Source organism: Deltaproteobacteria bacterium, from assembly GCA_019308905.1.
Taxonomy (GTDB): Bacteria; Desulfobacterota; BSN033; order WVXP01; family WVXP01; genus JAFDHF01.
Genome location: JAFDHF010000039.1, coordinates 1 through 15,914, shown reverse-complemented (window position 1 = coordinate 15,914; position 15,914 = coordinate 1). Strand labels below are relative to the sequence as shown.

Annotated in this window: 15 protein-coding genes; 5 read left to right on the top strand and 10 right to left on the bottom strand. The window is 58.1% G+C overall.

The window, feature by feature from the left end; translation table 11 throughout:
* Positions 1–8: 8 nt before the first annotated feature.
* The 4 genes from JRJ26_12905 to JRJ26_12890 are packed head-to-tail and all read right to left on the bottom strand — an operon-like array spanning position 9 to position 3,818.
* Positions 9–917, bottom strand: coding sequence for a VWA domain-containing protein (locus JRJ26_12905; GenBank protein ID MBW2058385.1), 909 nt, complete (start codon positions 915–917; stop codon positions 9–11).
* A complete protein-coding gene (locus JRJ26_12900) occupies positions 901–1,917 on the bottom strand; it encodes a hypothetical protein (GenBank protein ID MBW2058384.1) in 1,017 nt (338 codons plus the stop codon). The genes JRJ26_12905 and JRJ26_12900 overlap by 17 nt, the downstream gene beginning before the upstream one ends.
* Entirely contained in the window at positions 1,918–2,796 is an 879-nt protein-coding gene (locus JRJ26_12895) for a DUF58 domain-containing protein (protein ID MBW2058383.1), read from the bottom strand.
* Positions 2,793–3,818, bottom strand: a complete 1,026-nt coding sequence (locus JRJ26_12890) for a MoxR family ATPase (protein MBW2058382.1) — start codon at positions 3,816–3,818, stop codon at positions 2,793–2,795. Before JRJ26_12890 ends, JRJ26_12895 begins: the two co-directional genes overlap by 4 nt.
* A gap of 230 nt (positions 3,819–4,048) precedes the next feature.
* Between JRJ26_12890 and dapA the strand changes: the two genes are divergently transcribed.
* The 5 genes from dapA to JRJ26_12865 all read left to right on the top strand — a co-directional run bounded on the left by dapA (position 4,049) and on the right by JRJ26_12865 (position 9,517).
* Positions 4,049–5,095: a 4-hydroxy-tetrahydrodipicolinate synthase gene (gene dapA / locus JRJ26_12885; protein ID MBW2058381.1), complete on the top strand. Its 1,047-nt coding sequence runs from the start codon at positions 4,049–4,051 to the stop codon at positions 5,093–5,095.
* A gap of 30 nt (positions 5,096–5,125) precedes the next feature.
* A complete protein-coding gene (locus tag JRJ26_12880) occupies positions 5,126–5,776 on the top strand; it encodes an adenylate kinase (protein MBW2058380.1) in 651 nt (216 codons plus the stop codon).
* 87 nt (positions 5,777–5,863) lie between these two features.
* Complete coding sequence (gene apgM, locus JRJ26_12875) at positions 5,864–7,429, top strand: 2,3-bisphosphoglycerate-independent phosphoglycerate mutase (protein ID MBW2058379.1); 1,566 nt, start codon at positions 5,864–5,866, stop codon at positions 7,427–7,429.
* A 158-nt stretch (positions 7,430–7,587) separates the two neighbouring features.
* Positions 7,588–7,887 (top strand): TIGR04076 family protein, encoded by a 300-nt coding sequence (locus JRJ26_12870; protein MBW2058378.1) that lies wholly within the window; start codon positions 7,588–7,590, stop codon positions 7,885–7,887.
* 106 nt (positions 7,888–7,993) lie between these two features.
* Entirely contained in the window at positions 7,994–9,517 is a 1,524-nt protein-coding gene (locus JRJ26_12865; GenBank protein ID MBW2058377.1) for a DUF2156 domain-containing protein, read from the top strand.
* Positions 9,518–9,615: 98 nt separating this feature from the next.
* Here JRJ26_12865 and selD read toward each other — a convergent pair whose 3' ends face one another.
* The 6 genes from selD to JRJ26_12835 all read right to left on the bottom strand — a co-directional run bounded on the left by selD (position 9,616) and on the right by JRJ26_12835 (position 15,567).
* A complete protein-coding gene (selD, locus tag JRJ26_12860) occupies positions 9,616–10,662 on the bottom strand; it encodes a selenide, water dikinase SelD (protein ID MBW2058376.1) in 1,047 nt (348 codons plus the stop codon).
* Between the two features lie 54 nt (positions 10,663–10,716).
* A complete protein-coding gene (locus JRJ26_12855) occupies positions 10,717–10,989 on the bottom strand; it encodes a DUF3343 domain-containing protein (GenBank protein MBW2058375.1) in 273 nt (90 codons plus the stop codon).
* 63 nt (positions 10,990–11,052) lie between these two features.
* A complete protein-coding gene (locus tag JRJ26_12850; GenBank protein MBW2058374.1) occupies positions 11,053–12,192 on the bottom strand; it encodes an aminotransferase class V-fold PLP-dependent enzyme in 1,140 nt (379 codons plus the stop codon).
* A gap of 24 nt (positions 12,193–12,216) precedes the next feature.
* Positions 12,217–12,825: a sulfurtransferase-like selenium metabolism protein YedF gene (gene yedF, locus JRJ26_12845; protein MBW2058373.1), complete on the bottom strand. Its 609-nt coding sequence runs from the start codon at positions 12,823–12,825 to the stop codon at positions 12,217–12,219.
* A gap of 236 nt (positions 12,826–13,061) precedes the next feature.
* Positions 13,062–14,240: a pyridoxal phosphate-dependent aminotransferase gene (locus JRJ26_12840; protein MBW2058372.1), complete on the bottom strand. Its 1,179-nt coding sequence runs from the start codon at positions 14,238–14,240 to the stop codon at positions 13,062–13,064.
* A gap of 22 nt (positions 14,241–14,262) precedes the next feature.
* Positions 14,263–15,567, bottom strand: coding sequence for a zinc-ribbon domain-containing protein (locus JRJ26_12835; protein MBW2058371.1), 1,305 nt, complete (start codon positions 15,565–15,567; stop codon positions 14,263–14,265).
* Positions 15,568–15,914 lie beyond the last annotated feature (347 nt).

The following is a 15,914-nucleotide window of genomic DNA, read 5'->3' as shown; positions in this document are numbered from 1 at the left end:
CAGACCTCCTAGCAGAGCTCGATAAATAGGGTGTTTCTCAGTAAGATAACAAGCAGCATCAGGCCCAGAGCCACGGCAACCAAACCAGGGTAGAGCTCCCGGTCTTGCCCCTGGATCTCCACTTCCACCATACCCGGTTCGAGACGATCGATTTCGTTGAAAGCAGCCACAAGCTCGGTGTGCGACTCGGTGGGTATGAACCTCCCCCCGGTCCTGTCCACGATCTCCAGAAGGTCGCTGTTCTCCTTTCTCAGGTTGATGCCGAGGAGGTAGAGGTGGATATCCATCTTCTCCATCTCGGAAATGATCGCCTCCTTCTTCTCTGTGGGGATCGAGGCCTCCCCGTCTGAGAGAAACACCAGGATCCGGTTTGCCGACTGGCCCATCTCCCTGAAGTGATCCATCCCTTTCAGGAATGGATCCACCAGATTTGTCCCCCCGTAAAAGGTAGATCCGAGTCTGTCCACCTTTCTTGCGATGATGTCGAGATCTCGAGTGAGAGGCCAGCTTCCAAAGGTCTTGTCCCCGAAGACGAGGAGGCCGATCCTGTCGCCTTTTCTCTTCGCGATGAAACGGAGGGCGGCCTTCTTGGCAGCATCGATTTTCCGGGGTCCTTTCCTCCCCTTCAGGTTGTTCTCCATACTGTAGGAGAGATCGATAACCAGGAGGATGTCCCGGGCGAGAAACCTCTCACGTTTAACGAGGGTCCTCCATTGGGGTCTGGACAGGGCTATCACCAGAAGGGCGATGGCGAAGGCCGACAGGAGCTTGGGCAGGATGCCGAGGAGCCTGGATCCTCCCTTGGCCTCCAACAAGCCGAGGCGGGAGTAGCCGAGAAAGGTGGTCTTTCCCTTGACGAAGAAAGGCAGAAAGAGAATCCCTACGAGTAGAAGATAGGGGTTAGCCAGCCTTATCATGGTTCACCCCTGGAGATGTTGTCGGATCTAGCTGCCCCAGGAGCCCCGTAAACTGTCTAACTATGGACTCCACATCCACCGGAGCGTCACCCTCGTAGATGACCTGGTTGATTCTTACCACGAAGCCTTTCAACTCCTCGTACCAGGGGCGGTCCTTGAGCTGGTTCACGATCTGTGCGGAGGGCCTGTTAGCACTGGTCAGGCCGCAGGCCTCCTTCAAGAAATCTCTCAGAATTCGGTTGATCTCGAAGATGAGTCTCATTCGATGGTCTTCGTAGTTGAAGCAGTTCTCCCTGGCCTTTTGAAGGGCCATCAGGGCCCGGTCTCTGGCCGTCATGGCCGGGACTAGCCCTGTAACTCTCCGCCGCCTTCTCATAAACTCCCATGGCCAGGTGATCGAGGCCAGCAGAACGAGGATGCTCCCCGTCAGGGTGGAGAGTTTCCACTGGAGAACGGCCCATCTGTCTATTTCAGGCCCCTTGGCGTCCTTCATCGGACCGAAGTAGGTGGCAGTTCGAGAAACAAAGATATCAAAGGGCTGGGAAAAGAGGCCGTGATACCGGTATCTCGACTCTACGGGGTTCCAGTCCTCTTGGGTGGCATAGGAGATTTGGAGAGGAGGGAATACCAATCGATCTACGGCAACGGCAGGGGTGAAGGACTGGAGCAAGTAGAGTATAGTGTAGATCGATTTCCCCTTGTCCCGGCGCTTACGGATGCACACATCCCGAACTTCGAAAGGTCCGTGTCTATCGTTTTTCTTGGGGAGATTGACCAGATCTACGACGGTTCCTTTCTCGGCTTCGAGGGTGACCGTTAGGGGGATCTCGTCGCCGATGTGGAAGCCGAAGTTCCTCGGACATTCGAACCCTATGGTGAGGGGGAAGCCCTCTTGATCTTGCGAGTCCTCCTCCTCGGGCTGGAATACCCGATCAGCCGGAGATACGGCTCCAAGGGTGACAAAGGCAGACAGGAATATGCCGAGCACCAGGTTCCTCATCTAGCCTGCTCTCCTGCGAAGAGAGAAGAATTTGCCGAGTTCCCCCACATAGTCGGTCTCCTGGCTGATCCAGAGAGCGTCCATACCGAGGCGGTGAAACAGGGCCTTCAAACGGCCCACCATGGCTTCGGCCTTTCTCTGAAAGGCCGTTCTTTTCCGAATCCCTCCGAGCCAGACGGTCCTCGTCGTGCCTGTCTCGAGATCCTTCACAACGGTAACGCACCGCTTCCTGGGAAGGATTCTCTCCCTCGGGTCCCAGAGGACCAGAGGCACCACATCGTGGGTGATGGCAACGGGTTTGAGTGCGATTTCGAGTTCTTCAAGGTCGTCCTGAAAGTCAGAAACAATGAAAACCAGAGACCGTTTTTGGGGAAGCCTGACCAGGGCGCGGCCCAGTCCGCTCTCTCCGTTTCCATGGGAGCGGACTTGGAGTATCTTCTCCGGAATCAGAAGGCGATAGTCCCTGGCATTCCGAAGAGGCCATTCGACCTCCACGCCAGACCCGTATCCGATGAAACCGACCCGGTCACCGCACCGCCAGGCCGCGTGGGCGAGGACGGCCGAGATCTCTGCTGCGAGCCTCCGCTTTGTTGTCCGCACGGTTCCGAAATCCATGGAAGGGGTCAAGTCGACCACCAGAAAGACGGCAAGATTGGCCTCTGTCAGCCGGGTGTTTTTCAGAATCCGGTGCCCCCCGGTTCTTGCCGTGGCCGACCAGTTTATCGATCTCGGGTTGTCCCCCAACTCGTATTCGGTGATGGTCTCGAACTCAGCAGCCCCTCCCAACTGACGGCTGGCCCAGATCCCGCGGTCGTGCTGCCTGGAATACCACCGCACATAGTAGTCGACCTCGGCAATCTTCGAGAGTATCTCTCTCACGGGATAGGGACCCCTTCCAGAACTTCCTCGAGAACAGTTTCCACGTTCAGCCCTCCGGCTTGGGCCGAGAACTCGAGGAAGATTCTATGCCTCAGAACATCCCTCGCCACGGCGTGAATGTCGTCGGGATACACATGCCGCCGGTTTTGGAGGAAGGCCTCAACTCTGGCAGCATCTCTCAGGGCCATGGTCGCCCGGGGGGAAGCACCCAACCTGATGACTCTTTCAAAGGATTTCAGGCCGAACTCCTCGGGAAAACGGGTAGCCCGGACCAGTTGGACGATGTACTGGTGGGCATAGTACCCGACGGAGACTTCGGCCTTGATGGTCTCTCTGAGCCGGCAGATGTCTCCTGGTTCGAGGACCTGACCGATGGCCTTGAGTTTGTCTCTCTGATCCAGATTTATGTTGGTCAGGATGTCCATCTCAGCCTGGGGACTGGGATATCCAACCACGACTTTGAAGAGAAACCGGTCCAGTTGGGCCTCCGGCAGTGGATAGGTACCGTCCTGTTCTACCGGATTCTGGGTGGCAAGGACGATGAAGGGGTCGTGCAACTCCAGGGTGTCCTTCCCCATGACGGTAACCTGCCGCTCCTGCATGGCCTGGAGCAATGCCGCCTGGGTCTTTGCGGGGGCCCTGTTGATCTCATCCACCAGGGCCACATGGCAGTCGACAAGAGGGCCCTTCTGGAGCCTGAAGCGGTTGCCCACATAGACATAGGTCCCGATGAGGTCGCTGGGGAGCATGTCGGGAACCATTTGGATTCTTCGGAAAACGGCTCCCATGGCTGAGCCGAGGGCTGAGACGAGCAGGGTCTTGGCGAGCCCGGGTACTCCTTCCAGGAGCACATGGCCGTCTGCGAGAAGGGCCACCACGATCCGGGAGATCACCTGGCTCTGGCCTACGATGACCTTCTCGATTTCCGCCACCAGTCTGTGTATTTTTTCTATGTCTTCGCGGAGATCCGATTCCTCCAAGCTGGGCTCTGATCTTTTTTCGACCTCAACGGCGAGCTCCATGGGTCCTACCCCCTGGCTGTCAAACGATGATGTCTCGCTGTCAATGGGTGGTTCCGGGGCTTTGCCGACGAGGTACTGTATGCAAGGCACATGCCAATGCCTGGTTGCTCCAAAATGGGGGACTCCCGGGTGACCCGTGTGGAGCTCCGCCGACCTATCCATTGACATCTGAACCCGGGGTTGGGTATTCTGAGAGGAATTGTCGGCAGAAACCAACAGGGAGGATCCTTATGAGACTGGAGAGGTTTGAGGGGTGTTGGACGGCCATTGTAACTCCCATGCTGCCCAACGGAGATGTGGACTATCGAGGTCTCGAAAAGAACGTGGCTTTTCAGACCAGCCATGGGGTGAATCTCGTACCCACCGGGACCACGGGTGAGTCGCCCACCCTGGACTGGGATGAACACGAACGGGTCATCGGTGAGACCATACGCTTTGCAGGGGGGAAGGTTTTTGTCATGGCCGGGACGGGCAGCAATTCCACCAGGGAGGCTCTCCGCGCCACGGAGCACGCCGTGGAGATGGGAGTCGATGCGGTGCTGCTGGTGGATTGCTACTACAACGGTCCAAGCTCCCTGGAACTCAGGAAGGAGTATTACGCTCCCATCGCCGAGAGGTTCCCCGGGATCTTTGTCACTCCTTACATTATTCCAGGCAGGACAGGTACATACCTGGAAGTCGAGGATCTCGCGATTCTTAACCGTCACTATAGTAACGTGAGGGCGGTAAAGGAGGCCACGGGTGACATGGAACGGATGGTCAAGACGAGGAGACTCTTGGGCAGCGACTTCGATATCCTGTCAGGCGATGATGACAAGACCTTTGAGATGATGACCAACACCGATATTGGCGGTACGGGGGTAGTCTCCGTTGTTTCCAATGTCGTTCCAGGAGCGGTTTCGGACCTCACAAGATCCCTCCTGAAGGGGGACAAGGAGAGGGCGGAGCAGCTGAGAGCGGGCTTGGATCCTCTCTTCAAAATCGTCACGGTCAAGACGACAGAGCAATACGAGGGCTTTACCGTGAGTTGCCGGTTCAGAAACCCCCTGCCCATCAACACGCTCATGAACGGCCTCGGCATTCCGGCCGGCCCCTGTCGTCGACCCCTCGGGAAGATGACGCCCAAAGGGGTGGCCGTGGTCAGGGAGGCCGTCCGGGCAGTCTACGAGAAGAATCCCGAGTTTCTGGCTCCCATCGAAGAGCACTACAAGGTGAGGGTGGTCGACCGAATCGCCGATGATAGGTTCTGGAAGACGGATGAGCCTGGTGACGTGTAGAAGAGCTTGTTAGGGAAAGGGGAGAGTTCGATGAGAATAGTCCTGTTGGGACCGCCTGGTGCGGGAAAGGGTACGGTGGCAAAGGCGCTCATGGACCTGGAAGGGTCTGTCCAGATTTCCACGGGAGACATTCTGAGAAACGCGGTCAAGTCCGGGACCGAACTGGGGAAGAGGGCTCAGGGCTATATGGAGCGGGGAGAACTCGTTCCTGACGATCTCATCATGGAGATCATGGAGTCGAGGCTCAGAGAACCCGACTGCGAGAAGGGATTCATCCTCGACGGATTTCCGAGGACAATACCACAGGCCGAGGCACTGAAAAGACTGTTAGAAAAACTCCACCTCAAGCTGGATCTGGTGGTGAACCTGGATGTTCCGAAGGCGGTCATCCTGGATCGGCTCACTACCAGGAGGACTTGCTCCAACCCCGACTGCCAGGAGATCTATAACATCAAGAGCAAGCCTCCCACCGAGGATGGCAGATGCAGGAAATGCGGCTGGCCCGTGGTTCAGCGCGACGACGAAACGGAAGAAGCCATCACCAAGCGACTTGAAACTTACAACGAGAAGACCGCCCCTCTTATAGATTTCTACAAAAAGGAGAGGCTCCTCAAGACGATCAGCTCGACAAGCAGCGAACAGATCGTATCGATGATCAGAGAGGCCGTCAGATCCGGGTAGCTCTGAGTGGTTTGAAAGGGGAGTCGATTGCGGCGGGCTGAACCGAGGGTTTCTGCTCTTTGAGACCGGGCCGGATGAGGTGAGGGAATGATCATCGAACTCGAGGTCTTGATTCCGGATCGACCGGGCGCATTGATCGAGATGCTGACACCGATCTCAGAGAATGACTGTAACATCCTGAGCATCTCCCATGGCGAGAAACGGGAGGAGGACGGCCTGATTCGGGTCTCCGCCAAGTTAGAGGCGGCCGACAGAAGCTTCCGGGATGTGATGAACCTCATCAGGACGAGGTATGGAGAACTCCGCATCGAGATCATCAGGTTTGCCGCTGCCGGTCTGGTGGGAAGCGGGGCAAAGCAGAAGAAGAGGGTTCTGGTGGTCCTTCTGGACGGGGCGACGGATGTTCCTCTCCCCGAACTGGGTAACCGGACCCCCCTTGAGGTGGCCGGGATTCCCACTCTCCACAGGTTGGCCAAAGAGGGGGTATGCGGCTCTTTCACCGCTCTGGGCTCGGGTACCCTGGTGGGCTCGGATACGGCCATGCTGGCCATCCTGGGTTATGATCCGTACCGGGTCTACACCGGGAGGGGGCCTCTCGAGGTGGCCGGTGCCGGGTTGGATCTCCGGCCCGGGGATGTCTCGCTCCGGTGCAACTATGTGACAATAACCGATGACTTCAGACTGGTGAATCGGACGGCGGGGTATCCGCGGGAAGGACTCGACAGGCTGGAGAAGGCCCTGAATAGGATCCGGCTCTCGGACCCCAAGGTTGAATTTCGGTTTTCCAATTCCCAGGATTACAGGTGTGTGGTCCGGTTTCGGGGATACAAGATCTCTGCGGACGTTTCTGATATGGATCCGCACTACAACGCCGTCGCAGACGCCCTGGACAACCTCGATCTCCTTGGGGAAGGGGAGTCGAAGATCATTACGGCAAAACCCCTGAAGGCGACGGCAGAGGCCAGAAACATGGCCGACATCCTGAATGAATTCGTGACCAAAGCCCACCGGGTTCTCAGGGATCTGCCCTTCAATCGGGCGAGGGTTGCCAGGGGTCTGCCCCCTGTCAACGGGATCATGCCCAGGGGAGCGGGAGAGACGCCCTCCCTTCCGAGTTTCCAGTCGAGATGGGGGATGAGGGGAGGGTGTGTGGCTGGAACGGGGCTGATAAAGGGGGTCGGCAGGCTCACCGGGATGACGGTCCCAGAGGTGCCGGGAGCAACCGGATATGTGGATACGGACTATCTGGGCAAGGCCAGAAAGGCTCTCGACCTCCTCGCAGACAATCATGATTTTGTGTTGATTCACGTTGAGGGGATCGATGAGGTCAGCCATGACAGGGATGCAAAGGCAAAGATCAAGGCCCTCGAGGATTCCTCCGAAGGGTTGGTCCGCCATCTCGTTGAAAACCTCCCAGATGATGTGGTCCTCTGCGTGTTGTCTGACCACACCAGTTCGACTCTCCTCGGCGATCACACCATCGACCCTACGGGCATCTTGATATGGTCGAAGGCCCGAGGTTTCCGGAGCGATCCGGCGGAGAGGTTTGTGGAGAGTGAATTCCCCAGGGGCTCTCTTGCGAGGGTGGAAGGCCGGGAAGTCGTGCCTCTCCTCATGGGGTTTGCCCAACGGCTGCAGAAGTTCGGGGCCTGAGGAGCCTGTCTCCGGTTGCCCGCCTCCTGAGCTTGCGGGGTGGGATTGGCGGGTCGGCGATCCCCTTTATCCCCCTTCGACCCGGGCTGGTGGAACAATCGGGGGCCGGGGTGGACGGAACAGGGGAGTCTGCCCTTGCCTCGGGAGAAGAGACAGGGATGATGCTGGTGATTAAAGTAATTGAGATCAAAGGGAAGTGCCCTGTATACGAACCAGGTGACAGGATCGTTCTCAGGGAGGGTTATATCCTCGATCCGGGCAGTACAGGTGGTGTATGCATGCATTCCCTCGCTTCGCTCCTCCCCTACTACGTGGCTTTGTCAAGAGGGGTGAAATCGAGGGACCTCGGCCTTTCCAGGGAGGGTTCCGAGGAGTGCTATGTCCAGTGTCTCGATCCCTGCGAGATAACGGGAGGTGGAACGGTGCGCTTCGAGATCTCCAGGGTGGAAGAGCCCTGAGAGGTTCGGAGCCGGAAGCCCTCCCGGCGATTTGATCGTGTGTGCCCCTCTCCCCATCCCTTGCCCCCACTCGAGGGCCCCCGGCCTTTGCCGCCTGGATTTTTCAATGAAAGGATTCGAGATTCCCCAGCCCATACCTGCGAGTATCTGCCTGGCCTGCGATGTGTGCTGCCGCTTTCCAGAGAGGGAGAGTTTCCTCGCCCCCTTTTTCACCGAAGAGGAGCTCCTTGGGGCTCTGGAGACCGGAGAGGGTGGGGTCGAATTTCGAGGCGTACCGCAATCGGCGGGTGGGCAGGTTGTCCCGGTGCCCTGGGCTGACGGGTTCAGGTGCCCCTTTTTCGAAGGGGAGACGCATTTCTGCCGGATCTACCGGAGGCGTCCTCTAGACTGCCGGCTCTATCCCTATGCCTTGATGCTCGATCCGAGCGGCTCCGGTGTATGGCTGGGAGTTGATACGAAATGTCCGGCCACCGGTGATCCCGAAATCCTGGAGAGCCTTGTGGCTTCCGGTACCGCAATCGCCGAAGCCTCCATGTGTCCGGAGCTGATCGGAATTCTCAAGAGATCTCCCCGTCTGATCGGCCCTCACCAGAGAGACGTGTTGCCCCTGCTGCGTCTCGAGGAGTTGACGGAGGCTCTTCTCGCCGCGGGGCGGTTGATCCCGTGGGAATCGCCGTGTCACGCCTTCCCAGGCCGGTTCGCCGATGAAGAGGAGCCCGTTCCTCCCGTTCCGGTCGAATCCCTCCGGCCTCTCACCATCTCCGACCGGGCGGTCATGGAGGCTCACCTGAGGCAGAGGAAGCCCAGGCTTGCAAGTCACTCCTTCGCCGTCCAGTTCATGTCGAGGGACCTGGTCTCTCCCCTCTGGTGTGAGCTGGAAGAGTTCTTCTGCCTTTGGGCCTTTGACGGGGGGACCGTTTACATGCCCCTGCCGCCCCTGGGACCTGGAGATCTTCGAAGGGTTCTGCCCCGCTGTTTCGCCTTCATGGATCAGCACAACGAGCGACCCTGGATTTCCAGGATCGAGAATCTCTGTTTTTCGGATGTTTCCGGTGGGATCCTCGAGGAGTTTCGCATCCGACCGGGTTTTCCGGATTACCTGTACCGGAGAGAGGACCTGGTGGAGCTGCAAGGGCGGGCCTTCCGTGCCAGGAGATCCGACTGCCGCGCCTTTGCCAGAAATCCCGGAATCGACTACAGGCCGTATGAACAGGAAGACGAGGTTCCCTGCCAGGCCCTCTTTGACCGCTGGCAGGCCGATCGTATGGAGAAGACCGCCGACCCTGTTGCCAGAAAGATGCTCGAAGACTCCAGATCCTATCACTTCCAGGTGCTTGCTCATGGGCCGGCCATGGGCCTGACAGGCAGGGTTGTCTGTATGCTCGGGGACGTGGTGGCCTATACCTTCGGTTTCCCTCTCAACGAGGAGACCTTTGTCGTGGCCCTGGAGGTGACGGAGCCCTCATTACGAGGAGCTTCTGCCTATGTTTTTCGTGAGTTTTCGAGGGAGTTGGAGGGCTATCGATACATCGACGCCATGGATGACTCGGGCCTCCCGGGATTGAGGCGCCTGAAGTGGTCCTATCATCCCTGCCGCCTGGAGCCGGCCCTGGTTCTGTACAGGGGGTGATGGCCCGGGAACTGTCAGACCGGGGCTCCAGGTCGTTGGTCCTTGAGGCAAGAGACGCCCTCCAGATGCTTGGGGCCGGTGGGAAACCGGTGCTCAGACTATTGCCTGACGATGATCCTCCCTTCGGGTTTTTCCACGACCTCTCCGATGACTCGAGCAGCGCTCACGCCTTCCCGATGGAGAGCCTCGACCAAGCCCTGCCCCTTCTCGTGTGGGATGGCAATAAGAAGGCCTCCAGAGGTCTGGGGATCGTAGAGGAGGTCCACGAGAAAGGGCGAGAGGTTCGCCTCCATATCGACACCGCATGAGACAAAATCCCGGTTGGCCCTTGTACCGGCGGGCACCAGCCCCATGGCGGCGTAGTCTTTGGCCTCCTCCAAGAGGGGGACCCTTTCGCTGTGGATGACCATCCCCACCCTGCTTGCCCGGGCCATCTCCAGGGCGTGGCCGAGGAGTCCGAATCCCGTAACATCGGTGCACCCGTCTGCACCGAATTCCTGCATGAGCTCCGAGGGTCTCCTGTTGAGAGTCGTCATGATTTCCGTCATCAGGGTCACGGCAGCCTCTGAGGCCATCTCCCCTTTGAGAGCAGTTGCAATGACACCGGTACCCAGAGGCTTTGTCAGGACGAGCACGTCCCCCGGGAGTGCACCGCCGTTCGATACGACCCGGTCAGGATGGATCACGCCCGTCACCGAGAGACCGTATTTCAACTCTTCATCGTCCACCGAGTGCCCGCCCACCAGCACGGCTCCGGCTTCTTGGATCTTGGAGAATCCTCCCTCCAGGATCCTTCGGAGCACCTCTATCTCCATGTGTTTGATCGGGAAGCCGACCACATTGAGACAGGTGAGCGGTCTTCCCCCCATGGCGTAGACATCGCTCATTGCATTGGTTGCAGCCACCTGGCCGAAGGTATAGGGATCGTCGACCACGGGGGTGAAGAAATCCACTGTCTGGATCAGTGCCAGATCGTCAGAGATCCTATACACACCCGCGTCCTCCCCCCGGTCGAACCCTGCAATGAGATTCGGATCCTTCACAATGGGAAGGCCCTCGAGAGCCTGGTCCAGTGCCCCTGGACCGATCTTGGCTGCTCAGCCCGAGGCACGCGTCTTCTGGGTCAGATGCACTCTTTCCTTCATCTGTATTCCTCCGTTCCAGCCAACCGGCCGACTCTGAAGAGAGAGGCAGAAGGCTCACAGGGCCGAGAATCGGCCCCTTTCGAATCTGTAGATTCCCACCACCGTTACACCTTGGTCTGCCAGGAGTCGTTCCACCCGATCCCTGTCCTGGCAGGAGAACTCCAGGGCCATGCCGCACTCCGAGCTGATCTGGCGGGGCACGGGGACTACATCGATTCTGAGCCCGGCCGCCTTGAGGGCCTTCTCCCCCTTTATGACGTGGTGTATCGATTCGAGGACTGCTGCGCAGAGCCCGCTGGTTCGGAAAGTATCTGCCCCTGCTGCCATCTCACCGTCCCGAAGCCCTCATCGATCAGCATTCCCCGGAAGCAGCGCCGGAGGTCCTTCCCCCTACCGGCCCGTGGCTATCTTTCCGAGGGCTTCGAGCACCTCTGCCACCTCCTCCCGAGTGTTGAAATAGCCCATGCTCAGACGTACGGTCCCACCGGGAAAGGTCCCCAGGGTCCTGTGGGCTCCTGGGTTGCAGTGGAGCCCTACGCGGGTCATGATGTCGAACTCCCGGTCGAGACGGTATCCTACGTCAGAGGTCTCAAGGCCCTTCAGATTGATCGAAACAGTGGCGGTCCGTTCTTCCGGCCGCTCCGGGCCGTATACGGTGACCCCCTCTATCTCTCCAAGGCCCTCAAGAAGCGTTTTGGTAAGCTCGATTTCGTGATGACGGATTCTTTCGACTCCCTGTTCCTGAACAAACCGCACCCCCTCGCCCAGCCCGACGATCCCGATCGTGTTCGGTGTGCCCGCTTCGTATCGATCCGGCAAGAAGTCCGGAGGATCCCACGATTCGGATCTGCTTCCGGTTCCTCCGAGTTTCATGGGCTTCAAGTCGATTCCCTCGTGAATGAAAAGCCCACCCGTGCCCTGGGGTCCGTACAGGCTTTTGTGCCCGGTAAAGGCCAGCAGATCGATCGACCATGACTCGACATCGATGGGAACCGCTCCGGCCGACTGGGCGGCATCAACGAGAAAGGGGATTTCTCCTGATATCCTGCCGATTTCTTCCAAGGGGGCGAGGGTACCCACAACATTGGAGGCGTGATTCACCGCTATGAGTCGGGTGTTCCTTCTGATCGACCGCTTCAGAGCATCGAGATCGATATGACCCTGTTTGGAGCAGGGCACGAGGGAGAGATCGATGACCCCCCTTCTGGACAGGTAGTGGAGGGGCCGCATCACCGAGTTGTGTTCCATGGAGGGGGCCACCACGTGGTCCCCTTGCTTGAGGAGACCCATGATGGCCAGATTGAGGGCCTCCGTGGCATTTGACGTAAAGACCAGCCGCTCGGACCGTGGGATGTTGAAGAGTCGGGAGAGTCTCTCCCGTGCCTCAAAGACCAGCCGGCTCCCCTCCAAGGCGAGCCTGTGGCCGGACCGGCCCGGGCTCGACCCGACATGGAGGCTGAAATCCCGCATTGCCTCCACCACGGCCCGGGGTTTCGGAAAACTGGTGCAGGCGTTGTCAAAGTAGATCATTCTACCCCCCACGGCAGAGAAGTCTCAGGGCCTCACCACACTGTCCGCTTCGAGAAGGGAAGTCGCAATGTCGAACATATTCGAGATCAGCCCCACTCTGAGCCTGTCCTTCAAGCGGAAATAATCCAGACAGGTGCCGCAGGAGAGAACCTCCACCCCCATGGATTCCAGTTCCCTGATCGACTCGATCAGGTCAGAGTCCCCCGTGGTGAGTCTCACTCCTGAATTTACAAAGATCAACTTCTGCGGCCTGGGAGTGACGTCTTTCAATGTTTTGACAAAAGCCCTGAGGAGAATGCCTCCCAGCTCCGTGTCTCCTCCACCCATGATATCAGAGCTCACGTAGACGACCACCTTGGGTGTGAAAGAGGGGGTTGGGGTTTCTCGCCCTCTCCCCTGGAGCCTCACCTCGCAGGGGTATCCCTTCACGATGTCGAGGAGATAGTCCCCGCCCCGCTCTTGAACATCCACACTACATCCCTGGCTCTTTGCAAAACGCTCGACATTGTCACGCGAGGTGGGATTGTCGACGACAACCGTTATGATCCCCTCTTCCAGGGATTCGAGGGCCCGTTTCGTCATGACTACCGGTTCTGGGCAAGATTTGCCTCTTGCATCGATCGTTTTGCTCAATTTCATACCTCCCCGTGAGCTATGGAAAACATATTATCTTACAAGGAATTATGAGACGAAGTCAAATCGAAAAACTTGATTGAGGTGCAAACTCTAATCGGAAATCCCGATAGCAAGCCCTCCCGGGAGAAAGACCTTCCTCCTGGGCGGCGGCAAGACGGTGCTGGCGGACTTCGAGGTTCGATTCTCGGATCGGAGGTGCCAGAGGTGGGACTTGGAGCCGGCGGGTCGAAGAGCTAACTCCGGCAGGTTTCGGCCAGGTCGCTCAATTTCTGGCAGGCGAGTTCGACTGTGTGCTCATCCACGCAATAGGCGATCCTGAACCAGCCCCTGTAGCCAAAGGCCGATCCAGGTACAACGAGGAGCAACATCTCCCTGGCCCTGTCGATGAAAGCCCTTTCTTCGTCGGGACACCTTGCAAAAATGTAGAAGGTACCCTGGGGTCTTGCGAACTCGTATCCATTATCCTGGAGAGTCCTCTTGATCATGTCTCTCTTGAGCCTGTAGCCGTCTACATCGACCCGGACGGCGAGCTCGGCCACAGCCCTCTGCATCAGGGCCGGTGCATTGACGAACCCGAGAATCCGGTTGCAGATGGCCATGCCGTCCATGATGGCCCGGCAGTCCTCCATGGCGGGATTGACGGCCACGTATCCTATCCGCTCCCCCGGGATCCCCAGGGATTTTGAAAAGGAGTAGACCATGAAACTCTCGGTATAGAGGCTTGCAATAGAGCTGAAGGTCTCTCCGTCATATATGATCTCCCTGTAAGGTTCGTCCGAGACTACGTAGATGGCCTGCTGGGTGAAGCGTCTCTTCTGGTAGAGCATCTCGGCGAGTTCCGCCAAGTTCTCCCTGGAGTATACAACCCCGGTCGGGTTGTTTGGGGAGTTGATGATGACCGCCCGGGTCCTCCTGGTGATAGCCGCCCCGATCTTGCCGACATCCAATGAGAAGTCTTCGGCCGGCTGGACCACGGTGAGTTCACCTCCGTGGTTCTCGACATAGGCCCTGTATTCCACAAAATAGGGGGCTACCACAACGACCTTCTCGCCGGGGTTGAGAATGGTCTTGAGAACCACGTTCATGCCTGCAGCCGCACCGGCACACATCATGACGTGTTGGGGCCCGAGAGCGTCGAAGTAGCCTTGTGCTGTGAGGGCATCGGCCACCGCCGCCCTGACCCAGGGGAAACCGAGGTTCGGCATGTACCTGTGCATCCCCGCTCTCTGCCGGACCAGGTCACATACAGTCGAAGCAAACTCACTGGGAGGTTCGACTATCGGGTTTCCCAGGCTGAGGTCGGCCACATTCCCGGGGCCGTGAATCTCCTTGAGTCGGATGCCCTCCTCAAAGAGCCTACGGATTTCGGAAGCATTCCTCATGTCACTTTGTATCTTTCGCGAAACCGGCATGTGGATCTCTCCTGGTCGATTCTCAGACCGCCGGCGCCTCGAGTTTCTCGACCTTGAAACTCTTTCCCTCTTTCGGGAGGCCGGGGAAGACGGCCATAAAGGAGATGGTTCCATGGGGTTTGACGACCATGTCCTTCGGCCTTTTTGGCAGTAGAGCCTCCTCTCCCGTGAAGGATCCGGAGACGAGTTTTTCGAGTTCCTCCGGGGTAAAGACGTTGCCGCAGAAGATCACCTTTTCTCTTATCATGTTTCCGGCTTGGTCGAGTATGACGATCCTGAGCTTCACGTATTTCCTCGCCCGCCGTGATGCATTGGTCACACTACCCCTGACGATGTAGAACCGGTGCTGCCCGATCCTTTCCTCGTAGCCCTCAAGACCGCCGAACTCAAGCCTCCCCTTCCCAAATCCGATAACATCCTCCCAGAAGTATGAGATCTTCTCTGCCACGGCCTCGAGAGTCGTACCCACCTCTGCAGGCAGGCTCACAGATCCCCCCTGGTTCTGCCACCAGAGATATCCCGCCCCGCCCAAGGCGAGGATAAGGATGAGAAGCAAGACCGCCCGGAGGGAGGAACGCCTCCTGGCCTGCCGCCTGTCCATTCCCTTCTCCCTGAGGAGGTCGGCGAATTTCCTGTTCTTCATCGACGGCAGAGAGACTTCAGCCGCCCCGCCTTCGGGCTCCTTCTCCTTCTCCATCTCTTCCTTGAAGAATGCTTCCACAGAAAGGCGAGGCTCCTCCTCCTGTGGCGTCTCTTCGCGGGTCCCGACGATTACCTCCGATGGTTCGGGGGCTGGGGAGAGACCGAGATCGAGGTCACCGGGTTGCTTTTCCTCTACGGTCTTTTCCTCAAACTGATCAGGAGGCGGAGTGGGGAGGGGTTGGTCGGACGTTCCGGTCTCCGGGACAGGAGCCGGTTCGGGGGTTAAGGAGAGACCGAAATCGAAATCGGCGGGCTCCTCCGCAGGCTGTTCCTGGACATGGTCACCGGGCGGGGTGGGGGCGGACTGGCCGGGTGCCTCGGTCTTGGATTCGTGGAGAAGAGGCTCTTCTTTGGTAAGGAACTCTTCGAAGGATATGCCTCCTGGCTCGGCTTCCCCGGGAATGTGCGCGGGTCTCTCTTCGGGTCTTTCGATCGTAACCTCTTCGGCCCGGTCCCTGTGGAACTTCTCGAAGTTTTCTAATTCAGCCAAAAGGTCATCCGTGCTCTCCGGCTTCACGGTGAAGACGTGCTTACACTTTGAGCAACGGACCTTGATCCCCTTTGAGGGAATCCTGGAATCATCCACGGTGAAGGCGGTCTTGCAGGCCTCGCAGGTTACGATCATTTCGAGTCCCCTGTGTGGAATCGTGCAAATTATGGACCAATGTCCTGGAAAAAGCAAGCCTTGGATGGGAAGCCGATTCACCGGAGATCTCCCCTCTCATCGCTGATCGGGTCACCGCGTGAGCTCAGGAGCGAGGGGACAAGGGTGTTCTCCTGCCAAGACAGAAAAAGATCGTGACGTCATATACTTGCAAGAATCCTGGGCCGAAAACTCAGGAAACTCCACCCCCTGTGTGAGGACTTTCCCCAAAATTTTTAGAAAAGTTGAACAGCAAAAGGCAGTAACAGTTGACCCTCAACTTCTCTTCTTACCAGATTGGGCGTTATTCCTGTTTTGGAGGCAAAAAG

Bases quoted from the DNA above. Each gene is read 5' to 3' on its own strand.
- apgM (MBW2058379.1), top strand. From the start codon at position 5,864: ATGATCATCGAACTCGAGGTCTTGATTCCGGATCGACCGGGCGCATTG.
- JRJ26_12855 (MBW2058375.1), bottom strand. From the start codon at position 10,989: ATGGCAGCAGGGGCAGATACTTTCCGAACCAGCGGGCTCTGCGCAGCA.
- JRJ26_12865 (MBW2058377.1), top strand. From the start codon at position 7,994: ATGAAAGGATTCGAGATTCCCCAGCCCATACCTGCGAGTATCTGCCTG.
- JRJ26_12850 (MBW2058374.1), bottom strand. From the start codon at position 12,192: ATGATCTACTTTGACAACGCCTGCACCAGTTTTCCGAAACCCCGGGCC.
- JRJ26_12840 (MBW2058372.1), bottom strand. From the start codon at position 14,240: ATGCCGGTTTCGCGAAAGATACAAAGTGACATGAGGAATGCTTCCGAA.
- JRJ26_12905 (MBW2058385.1), bottom strand. From the start codon at position 917: ATGATAAGGCTGGCTAACCCCTATCTTCTACTCGTAGGGATTCTCTTT.
- JRJ26_12890 (MBW2058382.1), bottom strand. From the start codon at position 3,818: ATGGAGCTCGCCGTTGAGGTCGAAAAAAGATCAGAGCCCAGCTTGGAG.
- JRJ26_12870 (MBW2058378.1), top strand. From the start codon at position 7,588: ATGATGCTGGTGATTAAAGTAATTGAGATCAAAGGGAAGTGCCCTGTA.
- JRJ26_12835 (MBW2058371.1), bottom strand. From the start codon at position 15,567: ATGATCGTAACCTGCGAGGCCTGCAAGACCGCCTTCACCGTGGATGAT.
- JRJ26_12900 (MBW2058384.1), bottom strand. From the start codon at position 1,917: ATGAGGAACCTGGTGCTCGGCATATTCCTGTCTGCCTTTGTCACCCTT.
- dapA (MBW2058381.1), top strand. From the start codon at position 4,049: ATGAGACTGGAGAGGTTTGAGGGGTGTTGGACGGCCATTGTAACTCCC.
- JRJ26_12880 (MBW2058380.1), top strand. From the start codon at position 5,126: ATGAGAATAGTCCTGTTGGGACCGCCTGGTGCGGGAAAGGGTACGGTG.